The sequence below is a fragment of the Paenibacillus sp. lzh-N1 genome (assembly GCF_002872435.1).
GTDB classification, from domain to species: Bacteria; Bacillota; Bacilli; order Paenibacillales; family Paenibacillaceae; genus Paenibacillus; species Paenibacillus polymyxa_C.
This window is the reverse complement of record NZ_CP025696.1, coordinates 1,919,587-1,944,011: the sequence shown is the minus strand read 5'-3', so window position 1 is coordinate 1,944,011 and position 24,425 is coordinate 1,919,587. Positions and strand designations below refer to the sequence as shown.

The 24,425-nt window shown below is 46.8% G+C and carries 16 protein-coding genes; 6 read left to right on the top strand and 10 right to left on the bottom strand.

Annotation, left to right across the window (positions count from 1 at the left end; translation table 11 throughout):
- Positions 1–89 precede the first annotated feature (89 nt).
- The 4 genes from C0638_RS08800 to C0638_RS08785 all read right to left on the bottom strand — a co-directional run bounded on the left by C0638_RS08800 (position 90) and on the right by C0638_RS08785 (position 6,351).
- Positions 90–1,118, bottom strand: a complete 1,029-nt coding sequence (locus C0638_RS08800) for an NADH:flavin oxidoreductase/NADH oxidase (RefSeq protein WP_025676626.1) — start codon at positions 1,116–1,118, stop codon at positions 90–92.
- 323 nt (positions 1,119–1,441) lie between these two features.
- Entirely contained in the window at positions 1,442–2,746 is a 1,305-nt protein-coding gene (locus tag C0638_RS08795) for an extracellular solute-binding protein (RefSeq protein ID WP_040102576.1), read from the bottom strand.
- A gap of 106 nt (positions 2,747–2,852) precedes the next feature.
- Positions 2,853–4,499: a response regulator transcription factor gene (locus tag C0638_RS08790; protein WP_058711430.1), complete on the bottom strand. Its 1,647-nt coding sequence runs from the start codon at positions 4,497–4,499 to the stop codon at positions 2,853–2,855.
- On the bottom strand, positions 4,492–6,351 hold the full coding sequence (locus tag C0638_RS08785) for a sensor histidine kinase (protein ID WP_025676621.1): 1,860 nt from the start codon (positions 6,349–6,351) through the stop codon (positions 4,492–4,494). Before C0638_RS08785 ends, C0638_RS08790 begins: the two co-directional genes overlap by 8 nt.
- Positions 6,352–6,473: 122 nt before the next feature.
- Here C0638_RS08785 and C0638_RS08780 point away from each other — a divergent pair, with 122 nt between their 5' ends.
- Positions 6,474–7,370: a carbohydrate ABC transporter permease gene (locus C0638_RS08780; protein ID WP_013373700.1), complete on the top strand. Its 897-nt coding sequence runs from the start codon at positions 6,474–6,476 to the stop codon at positions 7,368–7,370.
- Entirely contained in the window at positions 7,370–8,200 is an 831-nt protein-coding gene (locus tag C0638_RS08775) for a carbohydrate ABC transporter permease (protein ID WP_039271872.1), read from the top strand. Before C0638_RS08780 ends, C0638_RS08775 begins: the two co-directional genes overlap by 1 nt.
- Positions 8,201–8,293: 93 nt before the next feature.
- Here C0638_RS08775 and lepB read toward each other — a convergent pair whose 3' ends face one another.
- On the bottom strand, positions 8,294–8,914 hold the full coding sequence (gene lepB / locus C0638_RS08770) for a signal peptidase I (RefSeq protein ID WP_013373702.1): 621 nt from the start codon (positions 8,912–8,914) through the stop codon (positions 8,294–8,296).
- 331 nt (positions 8,915–9,245) lie between these two features.
- On the opposite strand from lepB, the gene C0638_RS08765 reads away from it, so the two are divergent.
- The 3 genes from C0638_RS08765 to C0638_RS08755 all read left to right on the top strand — a co-directional run bounded on the left by C0638_RS08765 (position 9,246) and on the right by C0638_RS08755 (position 13,416).
- Positions 9,246–10,595: a right-handed parallel beta-helix repeat-containing protein gene (locus tag C0638_RS08765; protein WP_058711429.1), complete on the top strand. Its 1,350-nt coding sequence runs from the start codon at positions 9,246–9,248 to the stop codon at positions 10,593–10,595.
- A 111-nt stretch (positions 10,596–10,706) separates the two neighbouring features.
- On the top strand, positions 10,707–12,239 hold the full coding sequence (locus tag C0638_RS08760; RefSeq protein WP_058711428.1) for an MFS transporter: 1,533 nt from the start codon (positions 10,707–10,709) through the stop codon (positions 12,237–12,239).
- A gap of 49 nt (positions 12,240–12,288) precedes the next feature.
- Positions 12,289–13,416 carry a glycoside hydrolase family 88/105 protein gene (locus C0638_RS08755; RefSeq protein WP_025678661.1) on the top strand — a complete coding sequence of 376 codons (1,128 nt, stop codon included), beginning with the start codon at positions 12,289–12,291 and terminating at the stop codon, positions 13,414–13,416.
- A gap of 82 nt (positions 13,417–13,498) precedes the next feature.
- On the opposite strand, the gene C0638_RS08750 is transcribed toward C0638_RS08755, so the two are convergent.
- From C0638_RS08750 to C0638_RS08735, 4 genes are all read right to left on the bottom strand, one after another.
- A complete protein-coding gene (locus C0638_RS08750; RefSeq protein WP_058711427.1) occupies positions 13,499–14,446 on the bottom strand; it encodes a polysaccharide deacetylase family protein in 948 nt (315 codons plus the stop codon).
- Positions 14,447–14,647: 201 nt separating this feature from the next.
- Positions 14,648–16,702: an acyltransferase family protein gene (locus C0638_RS08745; RefSeq protein WP_058711426.1), complete on the bottom strand. Its 2,055-nt coding sequence runs from the start codon at positions 16,700–16,702 to the stop codon at positions 14,648–14,650.
- Between the two features lie 167 nt (positions 16,703–16,869).
- Entirely contained in the window at positions 16,870–18,219 is a 1,350-nt protein-coding gene (locus C0638_RS08740) for a sodium-dependent transporter (RefSeq protein WP_025675755.1), read from the bottom strand.
- Between the two features lie 162 nt (positions 18,220–18,381).
- Complete coding sequence (locus tag C0638_RS08735) at positions 18,382–20,934, bottom strand: DUF2339 domain-containing protein (protein WP_058711425.1); 2,553 nt, start codon at positions 20,932–20,934, stop codon at positions 18,382–18,384.
- 579 nt (positions 20,935–21,513) lie between these two features.
- Between C0638_RS08735 and serS the strand changes: the two genes are divergently transcribed.
- Positions 21,514–22,803: a serine--tRNA ligase gene (gene serS, locus C0638_RS08730; protein ID WP_058711424.1), complete on the top strand. Its 1,290-nt coding sequence runs from the start codon at positions 21,514–21,516 to the stop codon at positions 22,801–22,803.
- Between the two features lie 108 nt (positions 22,804–22,911).
- Here the strand turns inward: serS and hmpA are convergent, their stop codons facing one another.
- A complete protein-coding gene (hmpA, locus tag C0638_RS08725; protein WP_058711423.1) occupies positions 22,912–24,141 on the bottom strand; it encodes an NO-inducible flavohemoprotein in 1,230 nt (409 codons plus the stop codon).
- Between the last annotated feature and the right edge of the window lie 284 nt (positions 24,142–24,425).

Sequence of the window (24,425 nt, the reverse complement as noted above, 5' to 3'; positions counted from 1 at the left end):
AGCCCATAAAACAAAACAGGCACCCGACGAAGCGTACACTTCGTTGCAGGTGCCTGTTTATATATAAACAACGTGGGATTACTTAGGCCTCAGTAGCCACGTTGATATTGTTCAGGTACGGAAGGCTTTTCGCCACGCAGCGCCACCGCTGCATGAATCGCCCAATAAGGATCGCGCAGCAATCCGCGTCCCACAGCGACCAGATCGGCATCCTCATTGCCGATTACAGACTGCGCCAAGGCTGGGTCATCCAGTATACCGACGGCGATTACTGGGATGTTTAGCGCCTCGCGGATTTGGCGAGCAAACGGCACTTGGTAGCCCGGATAGTTGCCTGGCTTTCTGGCTCCAGCCGGGCCTTCTCCACCCGAGCTGACATGGATCACGTCCACGCCCGCAGCCTGATATGCTCGGCTCAGCTCAATGGCATGATCCACATCGTATCCACCATCTACATATTCCACCGCGCTGATGCGGAAGATTAACGGCATACCCGCAGGCATTTCCTTGCGTACAGCCTGGATAACCTCAACGCCGAAACGGGATAAATCCTTACCATACTCGTCATCCCGCTTGTTCGTAACTGGCGAATGGAATTGGTGAATCAGGTAACCATGTGCACCGTGAAGCTCAATCGTATCCACGCCCGCTTGAACCGCCCGGCGGGCAGCATCTGCGAATTTTTGCACCATGCCACGCACTTCCTCCGTGGTCAGTGCGCGCGGCTGTTTATAATTCGCATCCGGATATGCAATGGCCGAAGGAGCCACCGGCTCCGCTGCGTCCTCAGCTTTACGGCCTGCATGAGCAATTTGAATGCCCACCTTGGCCCCGTGCGCATGAATACCGTCGACCAGCTTTTTATAAGCCGGGACATGCTCGTCTGACCAAAGTCCCAAATCATAATCCGTAATCCGTCCATCCGGTTCCACGTCCGTCATTTCTATAATAATCAGACCCGTGCCTCCGATAGCTCTGCTCAGGTAGTGAACATGATGCCAATCATTCGGAATTCCGTCCTTGGCCGTCACCGAGTATTGGCACATTGGGGCCATGACCACACGATTTTTTAACTCCAAATCTTTGAGTGTATACGGTGTAAACAACGAAGTCTTCAAAACGCTCATCTCCTTTTTTTCATCTCTACCACATAACTAAAAAATGCGTTCCAAATTACACGGTCTATTATAAGCATAATCGGCACGGTCCAAACGAAATAAAGAGATTCCCCCAACCGGGGTATCCCTTCGTATTTGCACTGTGCAGTCATTATGTATATCGTAAAGTTGTATATATTGCACACAATCTATTATCCACAACTCAATAACTTTTTGCAAGTAAATATTTAAATATTATTAAATATTTTTTTGTCTGCATTTTTGACGGCTCTTAGCAATAACACAAAAAGACGCCCGTAAGGGCGCCTCTGTGAAAACTAGTCTTATTGCGCTGAGCCTAATTGAACCCATGCCTTCTCAATCTCTGCAACCGCCTGATCCTTGTTCATGTTGCCGCTAATATAAGCTTGCATCAGCTCGCCAAACTTTTGGTGGAATGTATCCAGCGAGTAGTTGACAGACAGATCACCAGACTTCGACGTTTTCAAAATGCTTTCCATTTCCTTAGGCATTTCCAGATCAGGAAGCGGTGCATCCTTAATTGGAGGAATCACCTTCGCTACCTGGGAGAACCAGTTCTTACCGTATTCCGAAGTGTACAGCCAGTTGAAGAATTCAATTGTTTCCTTCGATACTTCGGAATCCTTATTGATACGCAGCGCCTGATCTGCACCGGTAATGATGACCGATTGATCCGCTTTGTCACTCACCGGATATCCCATGATGCCAATCTTGAGATCAGGGTTAATTTTCTTGATCGCTTCCTCATCCCACGCACCTTTACCCGTCATAAATGCAGCTTTTCCAGATGCAAAATCACTTACTCCCGCATTGCTGTCCCGTTCCAGCGGCTTATCTGTGCCATGTTTCACCGTCAAATCAATGAAGCTAAAGAAGTTGTTGTACAGCACGGGGTAGTCCTTGATTTTTGCTTTACCTGCGATAAAATCACTAACGAGCTGCTTCGACTCCACGCCTGCATCCTGTGCGGCAGCATCTACATAGTGCATGAAGATGTGCTTCCATACCCACCACTCTTTATATGCGTTCGCAAATGGAGTAATGCCCTTCGCCTCCAGCTTGGTAACAGCATCCTGCATCTCTGCAATCGTCTTTGGCGGGGAGGTTATCCCAGCTTTGGTAAGCAAATCTTTGTTGTAAATCAACGAAAACAGGTTCCCCTTCACCGGGAGTCCGAGCACCTTGCCGTCACTGGAACTCATATTCGCCCGGACAGCATCCGTCATGGCTGCTGCCAGCGGTTCATTGGTCAGATCGGCGCTATAATCAGCATAGGTGTCGATGTCGCCTCCGGCTGTGGTCTGGAACACATCCGGTGTACTACCTGAAGCTATTTTTGACTTGAGAATTGTGTTGTAGTCTGCCTGCATGATCTCCAGATTGATCTTCACGTTAGGTTTGACCTTCTTATACTCCTCGATATACGCGTTAAAAGCATCGGTATACTCCGGTGAGGCTGTAAACATATTTATTGTAACCGTTTTCAAATCTTCTTTGCCGCCAGTGCTTTCTTTAGCCGCATCTGTGCCGCCGCTGCCTCCACATCCGCTCAACAAACCGACCGTCAAAAGCAAACTGCCGGATAACGCCATCATCTTCTTTAACATGGATACTCCCCCATCTGTTTGTGATCAACGTCCATGCGCTCATTCTAAAAAATATAGTCCAATTTAAAAAGGCAGATTAGTGAAGCGTTAAGGGTAAAAAAGTGGTTTATTGCAGGCTCACGCGATACTCCGACGGTGACACCTGATAATAATTGCGAAAAGCCTTACTGAAATAGTTTTTATCCTTGTAACCGAGCATATCGGAAATTTCCTGAATTTTCAGACTGGAATCACCCAGCAGTTCCTTTGCCTTGTCCATTCTGACCTTCTGTACGTATTCGTGAATGCCGTAACCAAACTGCTGTTTGAACAATTTCATCAGATATTCCCGGCTCAAAAAATAGGTTTCGGCAAAAAATGAGATTTTGATATCTTCAAAATAGTAACGGTCGATATACCTTTTGATCTCTGTAATATCAAAGGGCTGGTTTCCCGCTTGTGCATGTTGGACCCCGGCAATGTAAAGCTCCAGCATGCGGTGTAATCTCTGACTATAGTCGGCAAAGCTCGTAAAATCAGCAGACAGATTGCCTTCAACCACGCGCCCCAGTTCTCCTAAGGTTTCCTCCTGATTAGACGCAGACACAGGCGTACCCAGCTCAATCGTTGCTTCTCTCAGTAAAAAATGGAACTCCCGCAGCAATCGGTCCGCATCCTGCAAACGGAAAACAGAGCCTGCTGCCAATTGCTTCAACAGATCGCTCAGTAGTACCTTTGCCCGGTTTGCTTGACCGGTCTGAGCATCCTTTTGGATCGACAACAGTCGATCCGTCCATGGCACTTCCTCTGACGCACCCACTTGCCGGGGCACCGTATGGAGAATAGATTCTCCTTCCAACTTCAACACATCCGTGCTGTGAATGAGCGTCTTGGCATCCCTATAAGCAGAAGCCAACTCCACCACGTCTGTACAGAGCTTGCCCACGCCGGCTACTACCACCATATTGAACAGCCCATGCAGGTTCGCAACCGCCTTCTGTGCCACCTGTGCCAGTAGGAGGGACATATGTTCTTGTTGTCCTGAGGCCAGGGTACAGATAGAAACGACCTCACGCTCTCTTCGCGGATGGGGGAAGCTAAAACAACGCAACCGTTCATCTGATGTCTGCGCTAATACATTCGTTACAGCAAAATCCATCAGATCGGCATCGCCATGAAAACGTGTCCTGCGAATCTCATCCCTGTTCAGCAGCCGCAGCACGATCACGCCAAAGCGGTTCCCCTGCTGATCTGCTCCAATCAATGACAGCAACGCGGTATTGGCCTGCTTTTTAAAGCTACCGTCCAAAATGGACATATAGAGCTTTTCTTTCAGCTTCGGTAGTGACATATTTAGCGTAATGCTCTGATTAATGAACTCGTCTTGGCTTTGCTTACGGCTTTCCAGAATGTCCACCGCCTTGCGCAGTGCCTGATTCAGATCCTGGCGGTTGATAGGTTTGAGCAGATAATCTACCACCCGCGATTGAATCGCTTGTCGTGTAAATTCAAAGTCGTTGTAGCCACTAATGACAATCGTCAGCAGATGGGGATATGCCTTCTCGATAACACGAAGAAATTCAATGCCATTCATCTCCGGCATTTTCATATCGACCATCACCACATCGATAGAGTGCTGACCCAGCAGCTCCATTCCCAACTTTCCATTCGTCGCCTCATAAATATGTTCGATACCCAGACGATCCCAGTCTCCAACAATACGAATGGCTTCGCGTAACGGTTCTTCATCGTCAATAATCAATACGTTATACATGGCTGACTCCTCCCCGGGGAATTTGCATTCTCATTTCTGTTCCCGTTTCATCCGTAAGTATGAATAACCCTGCCTGATCTCCATACAAAAGTTTCAACCGTGTGTTCAGATTTTTCAGGCCAATATGCTCGCTCTCCCGGTCTTCCCATTTTTCATCGAACGAATCCAGCACTACTTTCAGCTTGTCCTCTGAAATTCCAGGTCCGTTGTCCCTGACTGCAATTGTAGCGTCTGTAGCACCTGATTCGGCCGAAATGACGATCAGAATGTCGCTTGATACTTTTTCCAACGCATGCTTGATAGAGTTTTCTACCAACGTCTGCACGGATAACCTCGGAATCGGCAGCTCCATCAGCGTGTCCTCCCATACCACTTCGACTCGAAGTCTCGCCCCGAATCTTGCCTTTTGCAGACCTATATACCGTTCAATATGCCTGAGCTCCTCGCGGGCAGCTACAATATCCTTGCCGTTGATGGAATAGCGCAGAGTTTGGGCCAATGCATCCACCATATCCGCCATGTCGAACATCTCCCGCTTTAATGCCTGTGTGGATATGGCTTGTAAGGCATTGTACAGAAAATGGGGATTAATCTCAGCCTCCAGCGCCTTGAGTATGGCATTCTTTTCGACCAGCTTCATACGATAGCGCTCATTAATAAGTTCTTCGGTTCTTTGGACCATTTCGTTAAAATGCAGCGACAAATAGGCAATCTCATCGTGCCCCTTCACAGGAGCCCTTGCCTCAAAATCTCCGGTGCTGAACCGTTTCATCTGGGTAGATAGCTTATGTAAAGGTCGGGTAATCGCGTTCGAGGTCAATGTCACCAAAATAATAGACACACCTAAAAATAAAGCCCCGATGACATAACTCCAATTCCGTGTGGTCGTAGCGGCTTCATAAATTTGGCGGTATGGAATCGGCTTGATGAGCTGCCACCCGTCCTTTTGGCCTGCATCATAAACGACCAAATACTCCTGGTTGCTGTTGCTGTCTGACCACGTTACTTGTCCGCTTCCTCCCTCTCCGATCTGAGCTAATACTCCAGAATCACGCATTCGTTCATACAGCGGAAGACTGTTCACATAAAAGGGAACCCGTTCGGGGCTGATCAGCATCAGTTGATCCCCTTTACCCAGTGGAATATTCCGCATGATTTCATCTACAGCGCTCGTGTTGTAATAAAAGGACAACACTGCCTGCGGGTGACGGGATGCAATCGATCTCAGCACTCGATGGTAAGCCATAAAACTGGCTTGCGGCGCCACATAGCCCATATCAGAGCGGGATTCCACAAAAGATTGAAAAGATTCGTTTGCAGTGCTGGCCATCGCCTCTTTATACCAGGGAAGCTTGGGAAGATCCGTGTTTATTCCTTTGCGTACCGTTATGTTATACGTCTCCCTAGTCACTACGTAGTATTGATGGCGGTCCGCCACATATAGATAGATCGCTTCCAGATCATTGCGGGAATAAAACATGTTGCGCAAGTAATTTTCAATGACCATTCGTGCAGCATAGTCCCGATTCTCATTAGCAATCGCGTTCATGATATCGTTATAGCGAAGCTGTGGCAGAGCCAGCTGCTGCATCCCCTCCAAGTAATCCTCCAAATTCTGATTGACCAGCAGCAGATTATTCGTCGTGCTGGCGATGCTATGGTTGACCGACTCCTTTTCAATCATCTGATAGGAAATAATCGTGAGTGAGCCCACCACCAGAATAATCACCGACGTAAAAAGCAGAATGAGCTTGTTCACTAATTTTTGCGTAATCCGCTTCCACATGGATCGAAGAATTGTCCCTACACGCCCTGACATCATGATAACCGCTCCTTTTGAAAGCGTACACATTTTTACCCTCAACTGTTTTCTTAAATCCATTGGTCCGGCCCTAGGGGCTATCCTATACTTTCATTATATCTTAAACAGCTTGGAGCGAAAGACCGGAAAATGCTGAGAAAAAGAGGTGCGTTATGCTGAAAAAAAGGGGAACATGGGGCGACAAGGGCAGCAAGCTGGAATTTGGTTTATTCACATTGCCCGTAATCTTGTGCATTACAATTGCATTTTATATTCCGTTTTTGATGACGATACGCTATTCCCTGACCAAGTGGAACGGTATATCCAAACATCCGAAATTCGTGGGTCTAGATAACTTCAAGCAAATCCTGCTCGGAGACGCTAACTTTGCACATGCAGCCTGGTTTACAATCAAATACGCCATTTTGTACATTGTGCTGGTAAACGTGCTGGCCATTTTGCTGGCACTCGTCCTCGACATGAAGCTCAAAAGCTCGGCCTGGCTACGCGCGGCTTTCTTTATACCTTATATCCTCAGCCTCGTTATTGTCGGCTTTATATGGAAATTCATCTTTATGCAAGGCTTTGAGTCACTGGACCACAGTACAGGCTGGGGCATCTTCCAGCTCAGTTGGCTAGGCGAGGAAGGGCTCGCGTTTATTTCCATTTTGGCGGTATCCATCTGGCAATCCATTGGCTTTTACATGGTCATTTATATTGCAGGTTTGCAATCTGTACCTGAGGATCTAAAAGAGGCTGCCATCGTTGACGGAGCAGGGCCGATCCGGAGATTTTTCAGTATTATTTTGCCAATGCTCGCACCCTCGATTACGATCTCGGTCTTCATGGCACTGACCAACTCGATCAAGGTGTTTGACGTCATTTTATCTCTGACTGGCGGTGGACCAGGAGGTACGACATACAGCATTGCGTATGATATTTACCGAGATACGTTCCAGAACAATCTGTATGGCTACGGAACAGCCAAAGCCTTGATTTTATTCGTTGCAGTACTGATCATTACGATTATTCAATTGTCTATTTTCAAACGCAGGGAGGTTGAAGCCTGATGCAACGCAGCCGTACAGGACGTATTTTGCTGGAAGCGGGCATGATTGTATTATCGCTGTTATTTTTGTACCCGCTGTTTCTCGCCATTAACAATTCGTTCAAAAGCTTCGCTGAGGTCATGACCGACGTCATTGCGCTGCCCAAGCAGCTTTCGCTGGATAACTACGTATACGTATGGAAGTTCATTGACTATCCTCGTTTATTTCTGAATAACACTATTATCACCGTCGTCGGCCTGGCAGGTATCGTACTGATATCCTCCATCGCGGCCTACAAGCTGGCAAGAACCAAAAGCAAATGGAGCTCCGTGATTTACATGCTATGCATTATGCCGATGCTGATCCCGTTTCAGTCCATCATGCTCACTGTCCTGCGACTGGCAAAAGACTTAAATTTGGCAGACAGCACTTGGGGACTTGGCCTGCTATACTGGGGTTTCGGAGCCCCGCTGGCAGTGTTTATCTATCACGGCTTCGTGAAAGGCATTCCGGTCGAGATTGACGAAAGCGCCAAGATTGATGGAGCCTCAGGCTTTCGGCTTTTCTTTTCCGTCATCTTTCCTCTGCTGAAATCGGTCACCGCCACTATTGTTATTATCGACGTGATGTGGATATGGAACGATTTTCTACTTCCACTTCTCATGGTTAACGGCTCACCCAGCACCAAAACACTTACGCTGGCTGCCTATACCTTCGTTGGGCAATATACATCAGACTGGCAATATGCCATGACCGCGATGGTAATGGCTGTGCTGCCCTCCATTATCGTATTTATCTTTCTGCAAAAATATATTGTTAAGGGCGTAGTGGCCGGGGCCGTCAAAGGCTGAGACAACTATCCCTTACAGATGGCCCAAAGAGGACTTGCGTAAAGTTTACGCAAGTCCTCTTGTCTTCGTGATGTCCATGCCCGTACTCTGACATTATTTATGCTTAACCCATTGCGCGCTATCCATCGGCCAAAAGATCACATCCGCACGTCCAACAATGTCCTTGATGGAAACAAAACCAATAGCACGGCTATCCCTACTATTATTGCGGTGGTCACCCATCACAAAAATATACCCCTCAGGAACCTTGGAATCGGTTATGGTTCCGTTTGGGAAGTCCACATTATTATATAATTCTCCCTTGGCGTGAGCATCTTGGATAGCTCCTTGAATGTATGGCTCCTCTACTTTCTTACCGTTCACATAAAGATGATCACCTTGATACTGAATTGTATCTCCAGCCACTCCAATAACACGCTTAATAAAGTCCTTTTGTTCCTTTTTTACATGGAATACAACAACCTCGCTTGCCTTGGGGTCACGAAAATCGTAAATCACCTTATTCACGACCACTCGTTCATCTGTTTTGAAATTCGGTTCCATGGATGCTCCCTCAACAATAAATGGCGCAAATAACAGCCAACGTATAATGAACACGAGCACAATGGCTGCAATAATTGCCTTAAGCCAATCGATCATCTCATTGTTCATTCGCGGTCGCTTTTCCTGCAATGGTTCGGAAGTTGAACTCGTCAAATGCTTCCCGCTCTCCATGCGCTAAACCCACCTTTTCTCCCAGTTTTCATTTCTATTATATGTATAATGTTTAAGTATAATCAAATTTTCCCAGCCTTGCAAAACCATATTTTTAGTTGAAACAAAAGTGTGAACTTTTTTTCACAATATCAAAAAAACAACAAAAAACTGTTGATGCAAACGTTAACATATATTACACTGTGCATATACTTCTTAGAGCGTTTTGGACTTATGATAGATCAATCTGTCCCCCAGGAGGTGTCCTGTTTTTTAATGGAAAGACAGCATGATCCACTTTTATATGTGCTATCTTCTTTTAAAATATGAGCTCAGATAAGGAGGAATTTACATGTTTAAACGGAATGATCGTTCAAAAAACGGCTTTAACGCTCTAAGACTCGGTGTTTCTTTTGTTTTTGCTTCTTCTTGCCTTATTGGAACCGCTTACGCAGATGTTCCATCTAACAACCTCCCCTCTACCACACTCACAGAGGAGGCCGTCAGCGCAACCGATTCAGCAGCTGTTTCCACCACGTTAGCGGCAGGTGATCTGTATGTAGCTCCTAATGGTAACGTGTCCAATCCAGGCACGATATCTAGTCCTACCACCCTCGAAGCAGCACTGACACAAATTGCTCCTGGTAAAACCATCTACCTGCGCGGTGGTAACTACGCCTACTCTTCAACGATTACAATTCAGCGTGGAAATAACGGCAGTAACGGCTCACTCAAGGGGTTAGTCGCTTACGGTAGCGAAAAGCCTGTACTTGATTTTTCTGCTCAGGCCTTTGGTTCAGCCAATCGGGGACTTCAGCTTAACGGAGACTTCTGGCTGGTCAAAGGTCTTGAAGTCAAAGGTGCCGGAGATAACGGTATCTATATCGGCGGCAGTAATAACCGAATTGAAAATGTTGAAACCCACCACAATCGGGACACCGGACTTCAACTCGGGCGTTATTCCCCTAACGCTTCCACCAGTGAGTGGCCTGCGAACAATTTGATCTTGAATTCCTACTCTCACGATAATGCCGATCCCGATAATGGTGAGGATGCCGATGGCTTCGCAGCCAAACTGACTGTAGGATCAGGCAATGTGTTCGATAACTGCTTGGCAGCGTACAACGTAGACGATGGCTGGGATCTGTACAGCAAAACGGAAACAGGCCCTATCGGTGCCGTAACCATTTTGAACAGTGTGGCCCATCACAACGGGCAAACCTCTGATGGAACGTCTACTGCGAACAGTGACGGCAACGGCTTTAAGCTGGGTGGAGACAAAATCAAAGTCAACCATATTGTAAAAAACAGTATTGCTTTCCAGAACAAAAAACACGGATTCACCTACAATAGCAACCCTGGCACAATTACTTTGACCAACAATACTTCATGGGACAATGGACAAAGCAATTTCGCCTTTGACAAGGGTGAACACGTGTTCATTAACAATCTCTCTTTTGAAGGAACAGCAAGTGATAAAACAAGTGGCACAGATCAAGATAACTCAAATGTTTGGTGGAAAAACAAAAAAACGACGAATGCCAAAGGTCTCGCAGCCAGTGCAGACGACTTTGTCAGTCTCGTGCCTTCCATCACTCGAGGCGCAGACGGTTCCATCCAGCTGGGTGATTTCCTTAAGCTGGCCAAAGGAAGCGATCTGATTGGCTCGGGTACTCCGAGCGGAAATATAGGGGCACGGTAAAAGCCCTACCTAATCAGGACGCCTGGCCCATCTACCAACCTAGACAATTCTGCATAATATAGCGACCGGTGATTGTCCTCATAACCAGACAAAATATGAGGTGAACAGATCATGGAACGAAAAATCACACTGAAACATACACTTGCCTATGGAAGCGGTAACATGCTGGGAAGTGGCGCACTTGCTATTAGCGGTGCATGGTTAATGTACTTTTATACAACCTTTTGCGGACTGTCTCCTGTTCAGGCCGCAGCCATTTTCTCTGTTGCCAGCATCATAGATGCGGTCAGCAATCCGATCATGGGCTTTATCAGCGATAACTTTCACCGAACCCGCTTAGGCCGTAAATTCGGCAGACGCCGTTTTTTCATCATGATGGGTATCCCGCTGATGCTCGTGTATCCGATGCTTTGGATAGATGGGCTGGGCTTCTGGTATTACCTGAGTACGTACGTGCTGTTTGAACTGGTGTACACCTCTGTCATGGTGCCGTATGAAGCACTAGCGTCCGAGATGACTCGAGACTTCGGCGCACGCTCCAGATTGACTGGATGGAAGGCCATGTTTGGTAAAATCGCCAATTTTGCTGCCGCTTTTATCCCTGGTCGCTTTATTGCTGCTTACAGCAAAGACTCTCCATTGCCTTTCTTGTATACCGGTCTCGTTTTTGCAGCAATTCTGCTGATTGCCATGGCTTTCTTGTACAAAAACTCCTGGGAACGTCCAAGTGAAGAACTGCAAAAGGAACTGGAAGGTGAAGCTCCGCTTTCCTTTATAGATTCCATGAAAAAGTTGTTTATCGACATTTCCTCCACTTTTCGGGTCAAGACGTTCCGTCATCATCTCGGGATGTACCTGGGCGGATTTTCAGCCGAGTGGCTGTTTACTTCAGCTTTTACGTACTTTATTGTTTTCTCCTTGTTCCAAAGCTCGGAGATGGTATCCAATCTGAACAGCTTTAACTCTGTCATTCAACTAATTTCTACCTATTTCTTCATCCAATTCTGTGTGCGTAAAGGGTTTCGTATGCCTTTCATCGCCGCACTCGTCGTCGTTTGCTTTAGCGTAGCAGGTTATGGCCTGCTCTATATGACGGGAGCCTCTAATACAATGATGTGGCTATATGTCATCACACTGTTCATGGGACTTGGTACGGGTGGCGTCTACTACATCCCTTGGAATCAATACACGTTCCTTGCCGATGTGGATGAAGCGTTAACTGGTCGTCGCCGGGAAGGTATTTATGCGGGTATGATGACTTTTGCCGGAAAAATGGTGCGGGCCGTTGTCGTTTTCATTCTCGGCTGGGTGTTACAGCACTTTGGCTTTGTATCCGGAGCTGAAAGTCAGCCAGTCTCTGCTCAGCACGCGATCTTTTATGTACTCGTGGTGGGTACGATTGTTCTCGCGATCATCGGGATGATTGCTTCTGTCGTAATGAAGCTGGATATTGACAGCCACAAGAAGCTAATCGCCGAGATTGACCGCCTCAAAAACGGCGGCTCGATGAAATCAGCCAAGCCAGAGGCTCGCAAAGTGTTCGAACAGCTGACAGGCTTCAGCTACGAGCGGTGCTGGGGCAACAACAATGTGGGCTTCAAGAGCAGACCCGTTGACCCTAAGACACACACTCCGTCTATGTAATCAGCAATAACAATTACAGATTAAACTTTACTGAAGAGGTGACTGTATCATGGCAAATTCAACTTCGCAACCAACAACCAATCCTACAAAAACAGAATCCTGGGCTGTACGTATGAGCGAATCCGTGCTTAAACGGAGTCCAGAACGTTATGAGAAATGGGAATATGACCATGGCGTGATTTACAGAGGTCTGGAATGGGTTGGCGAACTGACAGGTGATCCCAAGTATATGGAATATATAAAAAAACATATGGATCACTTTGTTGACGAAAATGGCGTGATTCAGCGCTATAAAGTAGATGAGTATAATATTGACCACGTAAATAACGGCAAGCTGCTCTTCACTCTGTATCGTGCCACAGGAGATGAACGTTATAAAAAGGCAGCCTACCAATTACGCAGTCAGCTGGAAAAACACCCACGCACAAGCGAAGGCGCATTCTGGCATAAGCAAATTTATCCGTATCAAATTTGGCTTGACGGCTTGTACATGGGTGCCCCGTTCTATGCTGAGTTTATTCGCGAATTCGGAGATCCATCAGAGTTTGACGATGTGACCCTGCAATTCAAGCTATGCTACAAGCATACGCGTGATCCTGAAACGGGTCTGCTCTATCACGCTTGGGATGAGAAGCTGGAGCAGCCTTGGTGCAACCCGGAAACAGGCTGTTCCAAAAATTTCTGGGGCCGCTCAATGGGCTGGTTTGTCATGGCACTCGTCGACGTGCTGGACTACATCCCAGAAGATCATGCAGATCGTCCCGTCTTGATCGATATGCTGAACGAAACACTGGAGGCCTTGCTGAAAGTGCGTGATAAGGAAAGCGGCGTCTTTTATCAGGTGCTCAATCTGGGCCATGTGAAAGGCAACTATCTGGAAGCATCTGCTTCCTGCATGATTCTATATGCTATTGCCAAAGGTGTTCGCAAAGGCTATCTGCCAGAGCATTATCGTCAAGAGGCGGAAATCATCCGTAAAGGTATTATTGATGAGTTTATCACGATTACTGAAGAAGGACTTGTGAATCTGAACAAAACAGTACAAGTAAGCGGTCTGGGAGGTAAGGATCGCCGGGATGGTACCTTCGCTTACTATATCAGTGAGCCGATTATAACTAACGATCCCAAAGGTATTGGCGCTTTCATTCAGGCGATGGGAGAAGCGGAGCGCATCTAAACGATGCGGACTATATACTCTTAGATAGCACAAAGGACGGTGGCGATCAGCCCCGTCCTTTCCTCATTTATGCCTATCTTACTTACTTCATAACCTTAAATTCATATCCCTGTTTCTTCAGATATTCTATGATTTGCGGCAATGCTTTGGCCGTTTCTTCTTTACCATAGGTGTCATGCATGAGTATGATTGCTTTTTCTCGACCTTTGACTGACCTTATAAACTGGTTGATTAGTGCCGGTGCTTTCTTGGATCTTCCCTCTGCATCCTTCGTTAATACATTCCAGTCCACCTGATGGTAATCCTTTTGACGCAAAACCTTATCCAGAGCAGCCATTCCCTGTGGATCTCTTCTGTTCCATGTCATGTGGCCCCCAGGGAAGCGGATCATTCTGGTGGAGAATTCTGGCCCCAGAATGCTTTTTAGAACCTGATTGTTCTTCTCGATCTCCTGCATAACATGATCCGTATTTACTCGTCTGTTCGGATATAAATATTTATAATTATGTGAGTACGTATGGTTTCCTATCGCGTGACCCTCTTTGACAATTCTTTTGATAAGGTTCCTGGTGTGCTCATTTTCATTGGCTTCTTTACCTACAATAAAAAAGGTTGCCTTGACCTTCTGCTTTTTCAGAATATCTAATATCTGAGGTGTGACCGTCACGGATGGTCCGTCATCAAAGGATAAGTAGGCCACTTTTTTACCATCAGCTCCATCGGGCATTTGCCCTAGCATTTGCTGATTTAAATATTTTTCGACAAAGGCACCGTCTTCTACATCGGGATCATTTTTTGGAGAGGTCGCTTTACCCTTTGCCCCTGCGCTGGCTTTAACATTTGATGAGCCGGAATCCGTTTTTTTAGCAAGCTCCTGGGTCGGCGCGTGTGGCTTGCTATCCGAAACCTTTATCGCAATAAAAGTAATACAGCCTGCCACAAATAATATAATAGCAATCAGTATCAGCCTTCTTCTGTTCCTCTTCAAACGGTGCTCACTTGTTCTACTATGTGAATAACCCTTTTCCATTAGATTATGTACCTCCACACTAAAATAAGAAAAACCACCGGAGCAGGGTGAAAGGGCACCTTACAACGAACATTGCAAAACTCTGAAGTTTAGCCAATGAAAGTTTAAGGGTGCACTTCAACCAGGGGACGCACAACCTACTCCCGGTGGTTTCTTATCTTGCATTTGCATAATTTATGAATATCATTGCGGTTCTGCTCATTAAGATTGCTTCGTCAGGGCCTCAGCCAGCAAAGATGCATAGGCTTTAGCGCCTTTAGGTTTTAAATGTACTCCATCATGCTCAAAATATGAGTTTTTACCGGAGCTTGCTGCATACCAGTCAATCATTGTAATTCGCGGATCTTGGGATGCAGCTTCGGCAAGATGCTTGTTCACAATGCTCTCCCAGGGCCGTGGTACACGGGTATTCACAAGTATAATACGCTTCGTATCCTTCAGGCTGGCGAGCAGATCAGATAACTGGTCCTTGGTAAAAGCGCCGTTCGTACCCAGTTCAATAATCACCGTCTTACCCAGCTGTCCGTTCTGTCTCAGTTGCTCCAGTACAGCAGGCGCTTCCGTCATTTGACGGCCGATCCGTCCATCCACAACGGCCCCCGGGAAGTATTCCTGAATGTACGACTGTACATCGAGCATGACAGAGTCTCCAATGGCGGTCACGCTCGAACCATCGCCTGTCATAGACTTAGCCTGTTTGGATGTAGTCGAAGGTTCCGTCTTCGTCGTAACGCCATCCGCAGTACCAGCCTTGACTGTCGTGTTTTTAGGCGTCTGGGCTTGGGACGGAGCTTTACTGTCCTGGACTCCTTGTGACTTGGTGGCTGTAGGCTCCTTGGAAGCTACGGACACCGTTCCGTGAAGCGGCGGCATCGCCTTTGCCTTTGCAATTGGCTGCTCATCACTAGATGCTGCCTGCAACGTTGCGTCAGGAGATACCACGTACAGGTGAACTGTACCCACACCAATACCTATACAAAACATTGCTGTTGCGGTTGTAGAGATCCATCTCCACCGCACCTGTCGACGAACCGCTGAACGAATTCCTGCAATCCAGTGCCGGAATCCATCGTGCCGAATCGGTTCCTCGACATATTTAAACGAGAGAGACGCCAGCAGTATGGTAGCTAGCAATTGTATAACGATACGCATCACATGCACACCATCGGTGTCCACCTGAGGTGTAGTTAGCGTGATAACTGGAAAATGCCATAGATACAGTCCGTAGGAACGGGCGCCTATCCAGCGTAGCGGCTTGCGTCCAAGCAGGCGACCGAGATGGCTCACTGGGTGTGCCAACGCTGCGACCACAATAGCAGTGACCACAGCAATCCCCAGCAAGCCGCCGCGGTACAGAGATGGATCATATTCATTCGAGGCCCACGCCCAGTGGCATAGCAGCAGCAAGCTGATTGCACCGATGCCATCGAGAAGCAGGCGCGCCTTCGCAGAAGCATGCTCTTTCAGCTTGCCGCTTGGCCATACCAAGGCCAGCGCCGCACCAATCAGTAGAGCAAAGCCACGTGTATCCGTTCCATAATATACCCGGCTCGGATCGCTTCCCGGTACGTAAATCACGGCCATGAGGAGCGCGGATATTAACGCCAGACAAATCACCCATCCGGCCAGTACAATACGCTTGGGCATGTACTTTAGCCCAAGCGCCAGCAGTAAAGGCCACAGGATATAAAACTGCTCCTCCACCGCAAGCGACCACAGATGCCCAAGCGGAGAAGGAGGGCCGAAACTTTCAAAATACGAAACCTGATGGAAAATAAACCACCAATTGCTCATATACACCAATGCGGCAGGTACATCTCCGCGCAAGGCCGTAAGCCGTGACGGATCGAAAAGCAACGAGCACAGGACAATGACAGCCACAACCGTCAGCATGGCAGGCAGCAACCTTCTGGCACGACGCACCCAGAAATCTTTCATTTTAAAACTATGATATGTATCCCACTGACTGACTAGAATATCTGTAATCAGATACCCCGACAAAGTAAAAAAGACGCCTACACCCAACAAACCACCCGGCAACCAATCCGGATTCAGATGATACACAATGACTGCGATGACCGCCAGTGCTCTTAGTCCATCCAAACCTGGCATATAACGACGTTGTGACGACAACCGATTAGACTTCATTTCAGCCGCCGTCCTTCTTGCAAATTCGAACTCTCTGTCTGTTTCAATGCTCTTCTGCCCTTTCCCTCTCCTGCACATCGTCTGTGCGATGCCCTGTAGCCTTTTCATTCATTATATAAAACTTCATAATCGTAATGATTTCATTGAAGTTAAAATTAATGACAATGTTTTTATTATATCATTCCTTTCCACAGTTAGGTAACTGCTGATAGATATACAAAAAAAGGCATCTCTTCCCTTAGGAAGAAAATACCTTTTTTTAAAATTCGTATCTATTAAAATTTGATGATCCCTGAAGTATGAAGGAATACCAACAACATCAGGATCGGTGCAACATAGCGAAGGCCGAACAACCATACACGGAACCAAATAGGCTTGAGATTGGCATGCTCGCCAGCAGTTTTCCAGTAGTACCCTGTGAATATAACAATCAGTAAGCCACCGAGTGGCAAGAAGATGTTGGACGCTGTGAAGTCAACAAAGTCAAAGAAGGATTTGTCGCCCACCTTTAACTCTGGAACCAACCCCATAGACAATGCAGAAGGGACACCCAGCAACAGACACAGGATCGATACGATGACAACCGAGCGAACCCGGCCCCAACGGAATCGCTCCATAACATAAGCTACGGGTACCTCCAGCAGGGATACCATAGAGCCTAATGCTGCAACCGCCAGCAATACGAAGAACAAACCACCGAAGAAAGCTCCGAAAGGCATGGCAGAGAATGCAGCCGGTAAAGCAATAAAGACCAAAGACGGTCCTTGGGCAGGGTTAATACCAAAGGAGAAGGTTGTAGGGAAAATGATCATACCTGCGATAAACGCATAAATTAAATCCCCGCCACCAACTGCCAGCATGGCTCCACCCAGCGATTGTCGACGATCCACATAAGCACCATATGTGACCATAATCCCCATCCCCAGTGAGAGGGAGAAGAAGGCATGTCCTAAAGCAACCAATGCAGACTCAATACTCAGCTTAGAAAAGTCGGGATTCAAAAAGAAGGATACACCCGCACCAGAACCTGGCAGCATAAGAGCGTTAATCATCAACACGAGCAACAGGATAACCTTAGCAGGAATCAGAATTTTATTGAACTTTTCAATTCCGTTCGATACCCCTAGGGTAACCACGACTGCTGTAAATGCAAAAACAATTAACAACCACACCAACGGTGCATAGCCGGAAGAAAATGAAGCGAACTGGCCAGCAAAATCATTATTAGAAAACAGACTTCCGCTAAATGCCTCTACAGCATAATGCAGTGTCCATCCTCCTACAATGGCATAGAACGACAAAATAACAAACGGCACGATAACAAACATAATGCTCATCTTGCCCCAAATTGGATGTCCGCCTACTTTCACCATTGCAGAGGCAGCACTTCCTCGACCTGCACGACCAAGCGCAAGCTCTGCTAAAAGCACAGGCAAACCAACAAGCAACAAGCAGACAATAAACAACAAGAAAAATGCAGCTCCGCCATATTGTCCGGTAATATACGGAAATTTCCAGATGTTACCTAGTCCTGCCGCACTCCCGATCGCTGCCAAAATGAATCCAGCCGACGAGAAGCGTTCATTCTTATCAGACAGGTTATTCTTCCCCTTGCCCAAATTCATGGTATCCCCCTCATTCTCTCTACTTACGCATAAACTTGAGCATGCGTACATAAATAATTTTTTCTCATTATAGCGTAAGTAGGATGTAAGGTCATGCATAATTTTTCACTATTACCGGATTTATTTTCATAATGTTCGGTATCTACACAATACAACAAAAAACTACATTTTTTCTTCAGTATCCTTCTTAATAATGGTCTCTCCCATACGATTGGATACTTTTTGGTAAATATACGAAATGGCCAGCAATACAACCCCAAAGGAGAAATAGGCTACAATAGTGCTTCCTGACGTTAACAAATGTAGATCGTACAAAAGCAGCTTACCTGTCGATAGCAGGGTCAAACCCAATCCAAATCGGCGGATGTAGACCACTCGTTTGAGGAAGCCGTATACAATATACAAAATAGCCAGCAGCAGATACACCAGACTGAACACAAGACCTGCGTCTCCCAGACGGAACTGAACTCCGAGAAAGGCGGTAATGATACCCAACAAATATACTCCCATAATGACCGGATACAGCTCATTACTTCTATACTGTCGAGTCATCAGTGCGTTTAGGAAGTCCCTGCTGCTGAAGAATACCAGTACATTAAAGGCTGCCAGTACAATTAACGCCACGTAATCAGCAGCCGTATTCTGCGCGTAATCCTCATGCAGGGTTGGAATCGCTACGGTAACCACCAATGCAAGAGCGTAGCCTATGATGTACAATGTCAAGCTATAGTATTTAATCACCCGATCGTACAGTAGCTTCACTTTAGGCAGGAAATAAGCTAACACCAGAGATACGCAGGTGAACAACAACACCTTGTACAAGGTGTAATGTGCAAACTCATCGGATACGACGATGTTATACCAATGACCAGCTTCATACAAAAGATAGAAGTACACGTTCACCAAAGCTACATACTTAAATCCTTGCATGATATGCATTTCGTACAAACGATTGTTTTTGAAAGCATTCGGACGGCTAAATTCAATCGCATAAAAGACAGTAACGATCAACATTCCCAATGTAATGAGCGTATATTTGAGCCCAAAATAATCCGTCTCAAAGCCTGATAACAGATATATAGGGAAATCGATGAAAAAGAATGCGCCCAGACACAGTCCTAGAATACCCCAGCCTGCACGCTCTAATTCCTTCAAGCGATAGCGATGTCCATATAATGTGAGGAGCACTGCCTCGATTAACCAGCCCATGGACAACCATCTGACTCCAAACTGGAATGGAATCATGAGAATGGCAAAGGTCAATGATGTCGCATAAAATAGTATTTTGGTTTGTTTCTCCTCTGGAATATACCGACGAACCCATTGTCCAAAGCCCCCATACACCAGGCAAAAGACGAGTGCCAGCAAGCCTTTGTAATCATCCAGGCCTGCATCGCCGAATAGAGAATACAATACGGAACAGCTCACGACTGTATTCAGAGCCAACAGGGAGAAATCCAGCCATGATAGTTTTGTTTTGAATCGGAACGGCACCCATAGCGTCATCCCGAGATACATTGCAAATGTAATGATTGCATATAGCATGCTGGCTATGGTGCTGTCTGATAACCACGCGAGTACAACCATTAATGGGGTATTAAGCAGAAAGCTGATATATTGCACGATGACCCACCGTTTGCGGAAGGATACGAGCAGAATCAGCAAGTTCAGCAGGAATAAATAGCCCATTGCGATGTACACGGCGTTTCCTTCCAGCCCGTTTGCTGCCATATAGGAGAATAACGGGAGATAGCCCCCTACTAAACCAAAAGAACATATTGTTCGAGATTCATATCTTAATGACAACAGCACAGCAGTGACCGTAACGAGAACGGACAAGCCTATGCCTGTATACATTCCTATGATTTCTAGCAAAAAGTAGCTATAAAAAATGGACCCGTACAGTACAGAAATACCACCGCCCAAAATCCCGAGCGCAAAGGTTTGCTTCTGCTTGCGATATAACCACTCGCCGCCGCCCAACATTAGCGCTCCTAGCAAAAAGAAGGCAACGCCCTTCATATTTCCTGTAAACCAGTTTGAGTATGAGTATTTAAAAGCGGCTCCCACACCCAAGATAATGAGCAAAATCCCTAGCTTGTTAATCCAGTTCAATCCCAGCATCATTTCAAACTGATTCTGCTCCATACGCTTCTGCATCGTTTCTTCGCTGATCTCTTCTTCCCCGAGTTGATGGAGCTCGTGTGCCGTCTGATGAAGCAATTTGCGCTCTGCCTCCTGAAACCGCCTGCGTTGCTCCATGATCCGGTCACGAATCTCCTCTGAGAATAGTCTCAGTCTAGCGACGATCTCGTCCTGATCCTCTTTAAGCTCATGAGTGGTTTGCTGAATAAGCTGGTCCACCCGGTTTTTAGCCCCATACTCAATGGATGTCAGCCGATTTTCCCCTTCTGCGGTTCTGGAAGCAAAATAGGTCTCCAGCTTTTCCCGCGAAATGCGAATCATATTCGCCTTTTCGCTCAGCATTTGCTCTGTCAGCGCAGTACGCAGCTTACCATTTTCCTGCTCAATATGTCGTACCCGCTCTTCCAAATGAATGCAGCGAGCCTGATAATCCTCGAACTTTTTTCGCAGCACCTCATTCTCCAGAATGATATCTGAAGCTTCGTAATCTGCAATTAATGTTTGATACTCCTTGAGCAGCTTATTCTGTTCTTGGCGGATCGTATGTAAACGATCTTTAAAATCCTCCATGTTCTCCTCCATCGCTGTTCGTTGTGGTAATCAATACATTTTACATGAAATTAAAATAGCATTATAGAGACTATAGCCCATTTTGGACGCTGAATTGAGGCTATTACTTAAATATTCTTCCAGTTTCATCATCGCAGATGAAGCAGAATAGATATACATAAGAAATAAAGCCTACCTTTCCTCTTCGCAAACATGAAATCCGAATTATTTACACTGTGTATTTATTTTTATTGGAAAGATCATGTTGAAAAACGGAAGTAATCCAATGTACAGACTCACGCCCTTGATTAACTTGCCAAAAATCCGTATACTAACAAAAAAGCAAACGACATTATGCCTATGAAGAGCATCCAACTCGGAGGCGTTTACGCCAAGGATTATACGTTAGTGTACGATATGGCGATATGTTCCTAAGTAAACCGGACCCGCCCGTTAAAGTGGAGCAAAGTGGATTGGAGAGCCATGACATCAGTCATGCTGTCCGGTCAATTTGGGTGGCACCGCGAGATTAAAGCGCTCCTCGTCCCATGTGGATGAGGGCGCTTTTTGTATTTTTATCCGAAGAAGGAGTGCGGTGTCATGTTGGATATCAAATGGATCAGAGAGCATCAAGAGCAAGTTCAGAGAGCAGCGGACGACAAAGGAATACAGGTATCGGTCACAGAGCTGTTAACCCTGGATGATCGGAGAAAGCAGTTGCTTCAGGAAGTAGAACAGCTTCGTCAGACACGCAACCAGTGCAGTCAGGATATTGGGGCACTGATTCATGCCGGAAAGAATGAACAGGTGGAACGGGCTAAGCGGCAGGTTAAAGAAATTAACGGACGACTAGATCTTCTGGAAGTTCCGCAACAGGAAGTAGAGGAACAGTTTCAACAGCTTTTGCTTCTGATGCCTAATATCGTATCGCCAGATACGCCATGGGGAAGAACAGATGAAGATAATATAGAATTGGAGCGGGTCGGAACGATACCTGACTTTGGATTTGAACCCAAAGATCACATGGCGCTCGGCCAGCTTCACAACCTGATCGACGTGCCTCGCGGTGTCAAAACAGCTGGTACCCGTAACTACTATCTGACGGGAGCTGGGGTGGCGTTGCACCGGGCTGTGCAGCAGCTTGCTGTTGATCTGCTAAGCGAACGAGGATTTCAGCTGTTGGACGTTCCATTAATGGTACGCTCTGAGGCAATGCGCAGCACTGGGTTTTTCCCGCTTGGACTGGATCAGACGTACCGTATCGCAGGGGAGGATCAATGGCTTGTAGGCACCTCGGAAGTTCCGCTGGTCTCGTATTACAGCGGTGAGATTGTGGACGTTACAGACCCGATTCGGCTGGCGGCGGTATCCATATGCTTCCGCAACGAGGTCGGCTCGGCCGGAAGGGACGTGCACGGACTGTATCGTGTGCACCAGTTTGCCAAAGTGGAGCAGGTCATCATCTGTGAGGCGAGCCTGGACGCTTCAGAGCAGATGTTTCAGGAGATTACGCATAATGCGGAAGATTTGCTTCAACTGTTGGAGCTGCCTTACCGCAAGATGGCTGTCTGTACAGGCGACATGTCGCAAAAAACCTACAAGCAGGTGGACATTGAGACATGGATGCCTAGTCGACAGGCTTACGGCGAAACACACTCGTCGTCCCAGCTGCTTGATTTTCAGGCGCGTCGTTCCAACATCCGGTACCGTAACGCGGACGGCAAGCTACAATATTGTTACACACTCAACAATACAGCGGTCGCTTCGCCTCGGATCTTAATCCCGCTGCTAGAGCATCACCAACAAGAGGACGGTTCGATTCGCATTCCAGAAGCATTACGCCAGTATATGCCGCAGCATATAGATTTTTTGCGTGTGCCCACGTCATGAAAATATGGGCACACTCTGAAGAAGCGTAGAGACAAATGAGTAGGATTTCCTCACAGTAATAAACACAAAAAAGACGAAGGACAACGATCCTTCGTCTTTTTTAATGTCTCACTGCGCTTCTGCTTCCCATGCACTGGCAGGACCAAAAAATTCATAGTGGATATCCGATGCAGGGATATTCCACTCCTTCAACAGGCCGTATACCGATTGCATGAATCCCACAGGGCCGCAAAAGTAATATTGGGCATTATGTTCCGGTATTACGGATTGCAGCCAAGCCAGATCTAAACGTCCTTCCTTGTGAAAAGCCTGGGCTAGACGATCCTGCTCGGTTGGTCTGCTGTAGCACCACCGAACGGCCGCCTGTGCATGTGTGGCGACCAGCTTTTCCACCTCATTACGCAGAGCATGGTTATCTCCGTTGACCGCTGCGTGGACAAAGGTGACGGGCCGATCTGGAGCAGACTTCACCAAGGAAGCCAACATACTGACCATCGGGGTTAGCCCGACTCCACCGCTAATCAATACAACAGGTCTGCGATCTGTCTGATCCAGCGTAAAATCACCCGCAGGTGCAGACACCCGCAGCACATCGCCCTCCTGCACCTGCTCATGCAGATACACAGATACTTTACCCGCTGGGCGAGACCCGACGGCGTCCTCGCGTTTTACGGATATCCGGTAGTAAGGTTGGCCCGGTGCATCGGAAAGGCTATACTGACGGATATGGGTGTTATGTTCACCCGGAATCTGCAACTGCAGACTGATATATTGCCCAGGCTCGAATGCAGGCAGCACCTGTCCATCCTGCGGCACCAGATAAAAGGACGTAATTTGGTCGCTTTCCTTAACCTTTTTCTGCACAACAAAGTTCTTGAAGTCTGACCAGCCTCCCTGCTGCTCTTCAGCCTCCTTGTACATTTCAGCTTCCACATCTATAAATACATTCGCAATCACACCATAGGCTTCGGCCCATGCGTTGATGATCTCATCTGTTGCTGCATCCCCTAGCACGTCCTTGATCGCAGCGAGCAGATATTTCCCGACGATAGGATAATGCTCTGGCTTAATCCCCAAACTACGATGCTTATGTGCAATCTGACGTACCACCGGAAGAATTTCCTCCAGACGGTCAATGTGCTGTGCGGCCGCATATACAGCATTGGCCAGCGCCCCCTGTTGGCGTCCTTGCTTCTGATTCGCGTGATTAAATATATTGAGAAGCTCGGGATGGGCCTCGAACATCATCTGGTAAAAACGCTTGGTGATCGCAGTTCCGTGTACCTCCAAAACAGGTACAGTCGATTTGATCGTTGCAATGGTTTGCTCACTTAACATCGTAGTATCCCTCTTCTCTCCATAATAAGATGAACAATAGTTGTTATTAACATAGTTCCCTTTTGTTAACCCTCAATTAAGGCAAGTATACCCACATAAAGAAATCGTTTATGTGATTCCAGTCACTTTAAATTTGAAATAATTCATGAACGTGTCAATGACAAAGCGCACAATCACAAACAATTCTAATATAACTGACGAGCTTATCTATATACCTATTTTGTATGTAATGATGAAATTTGTTCTTTCTTCTAACAGCAGTTTACCATTCTAAAGACTTCAAT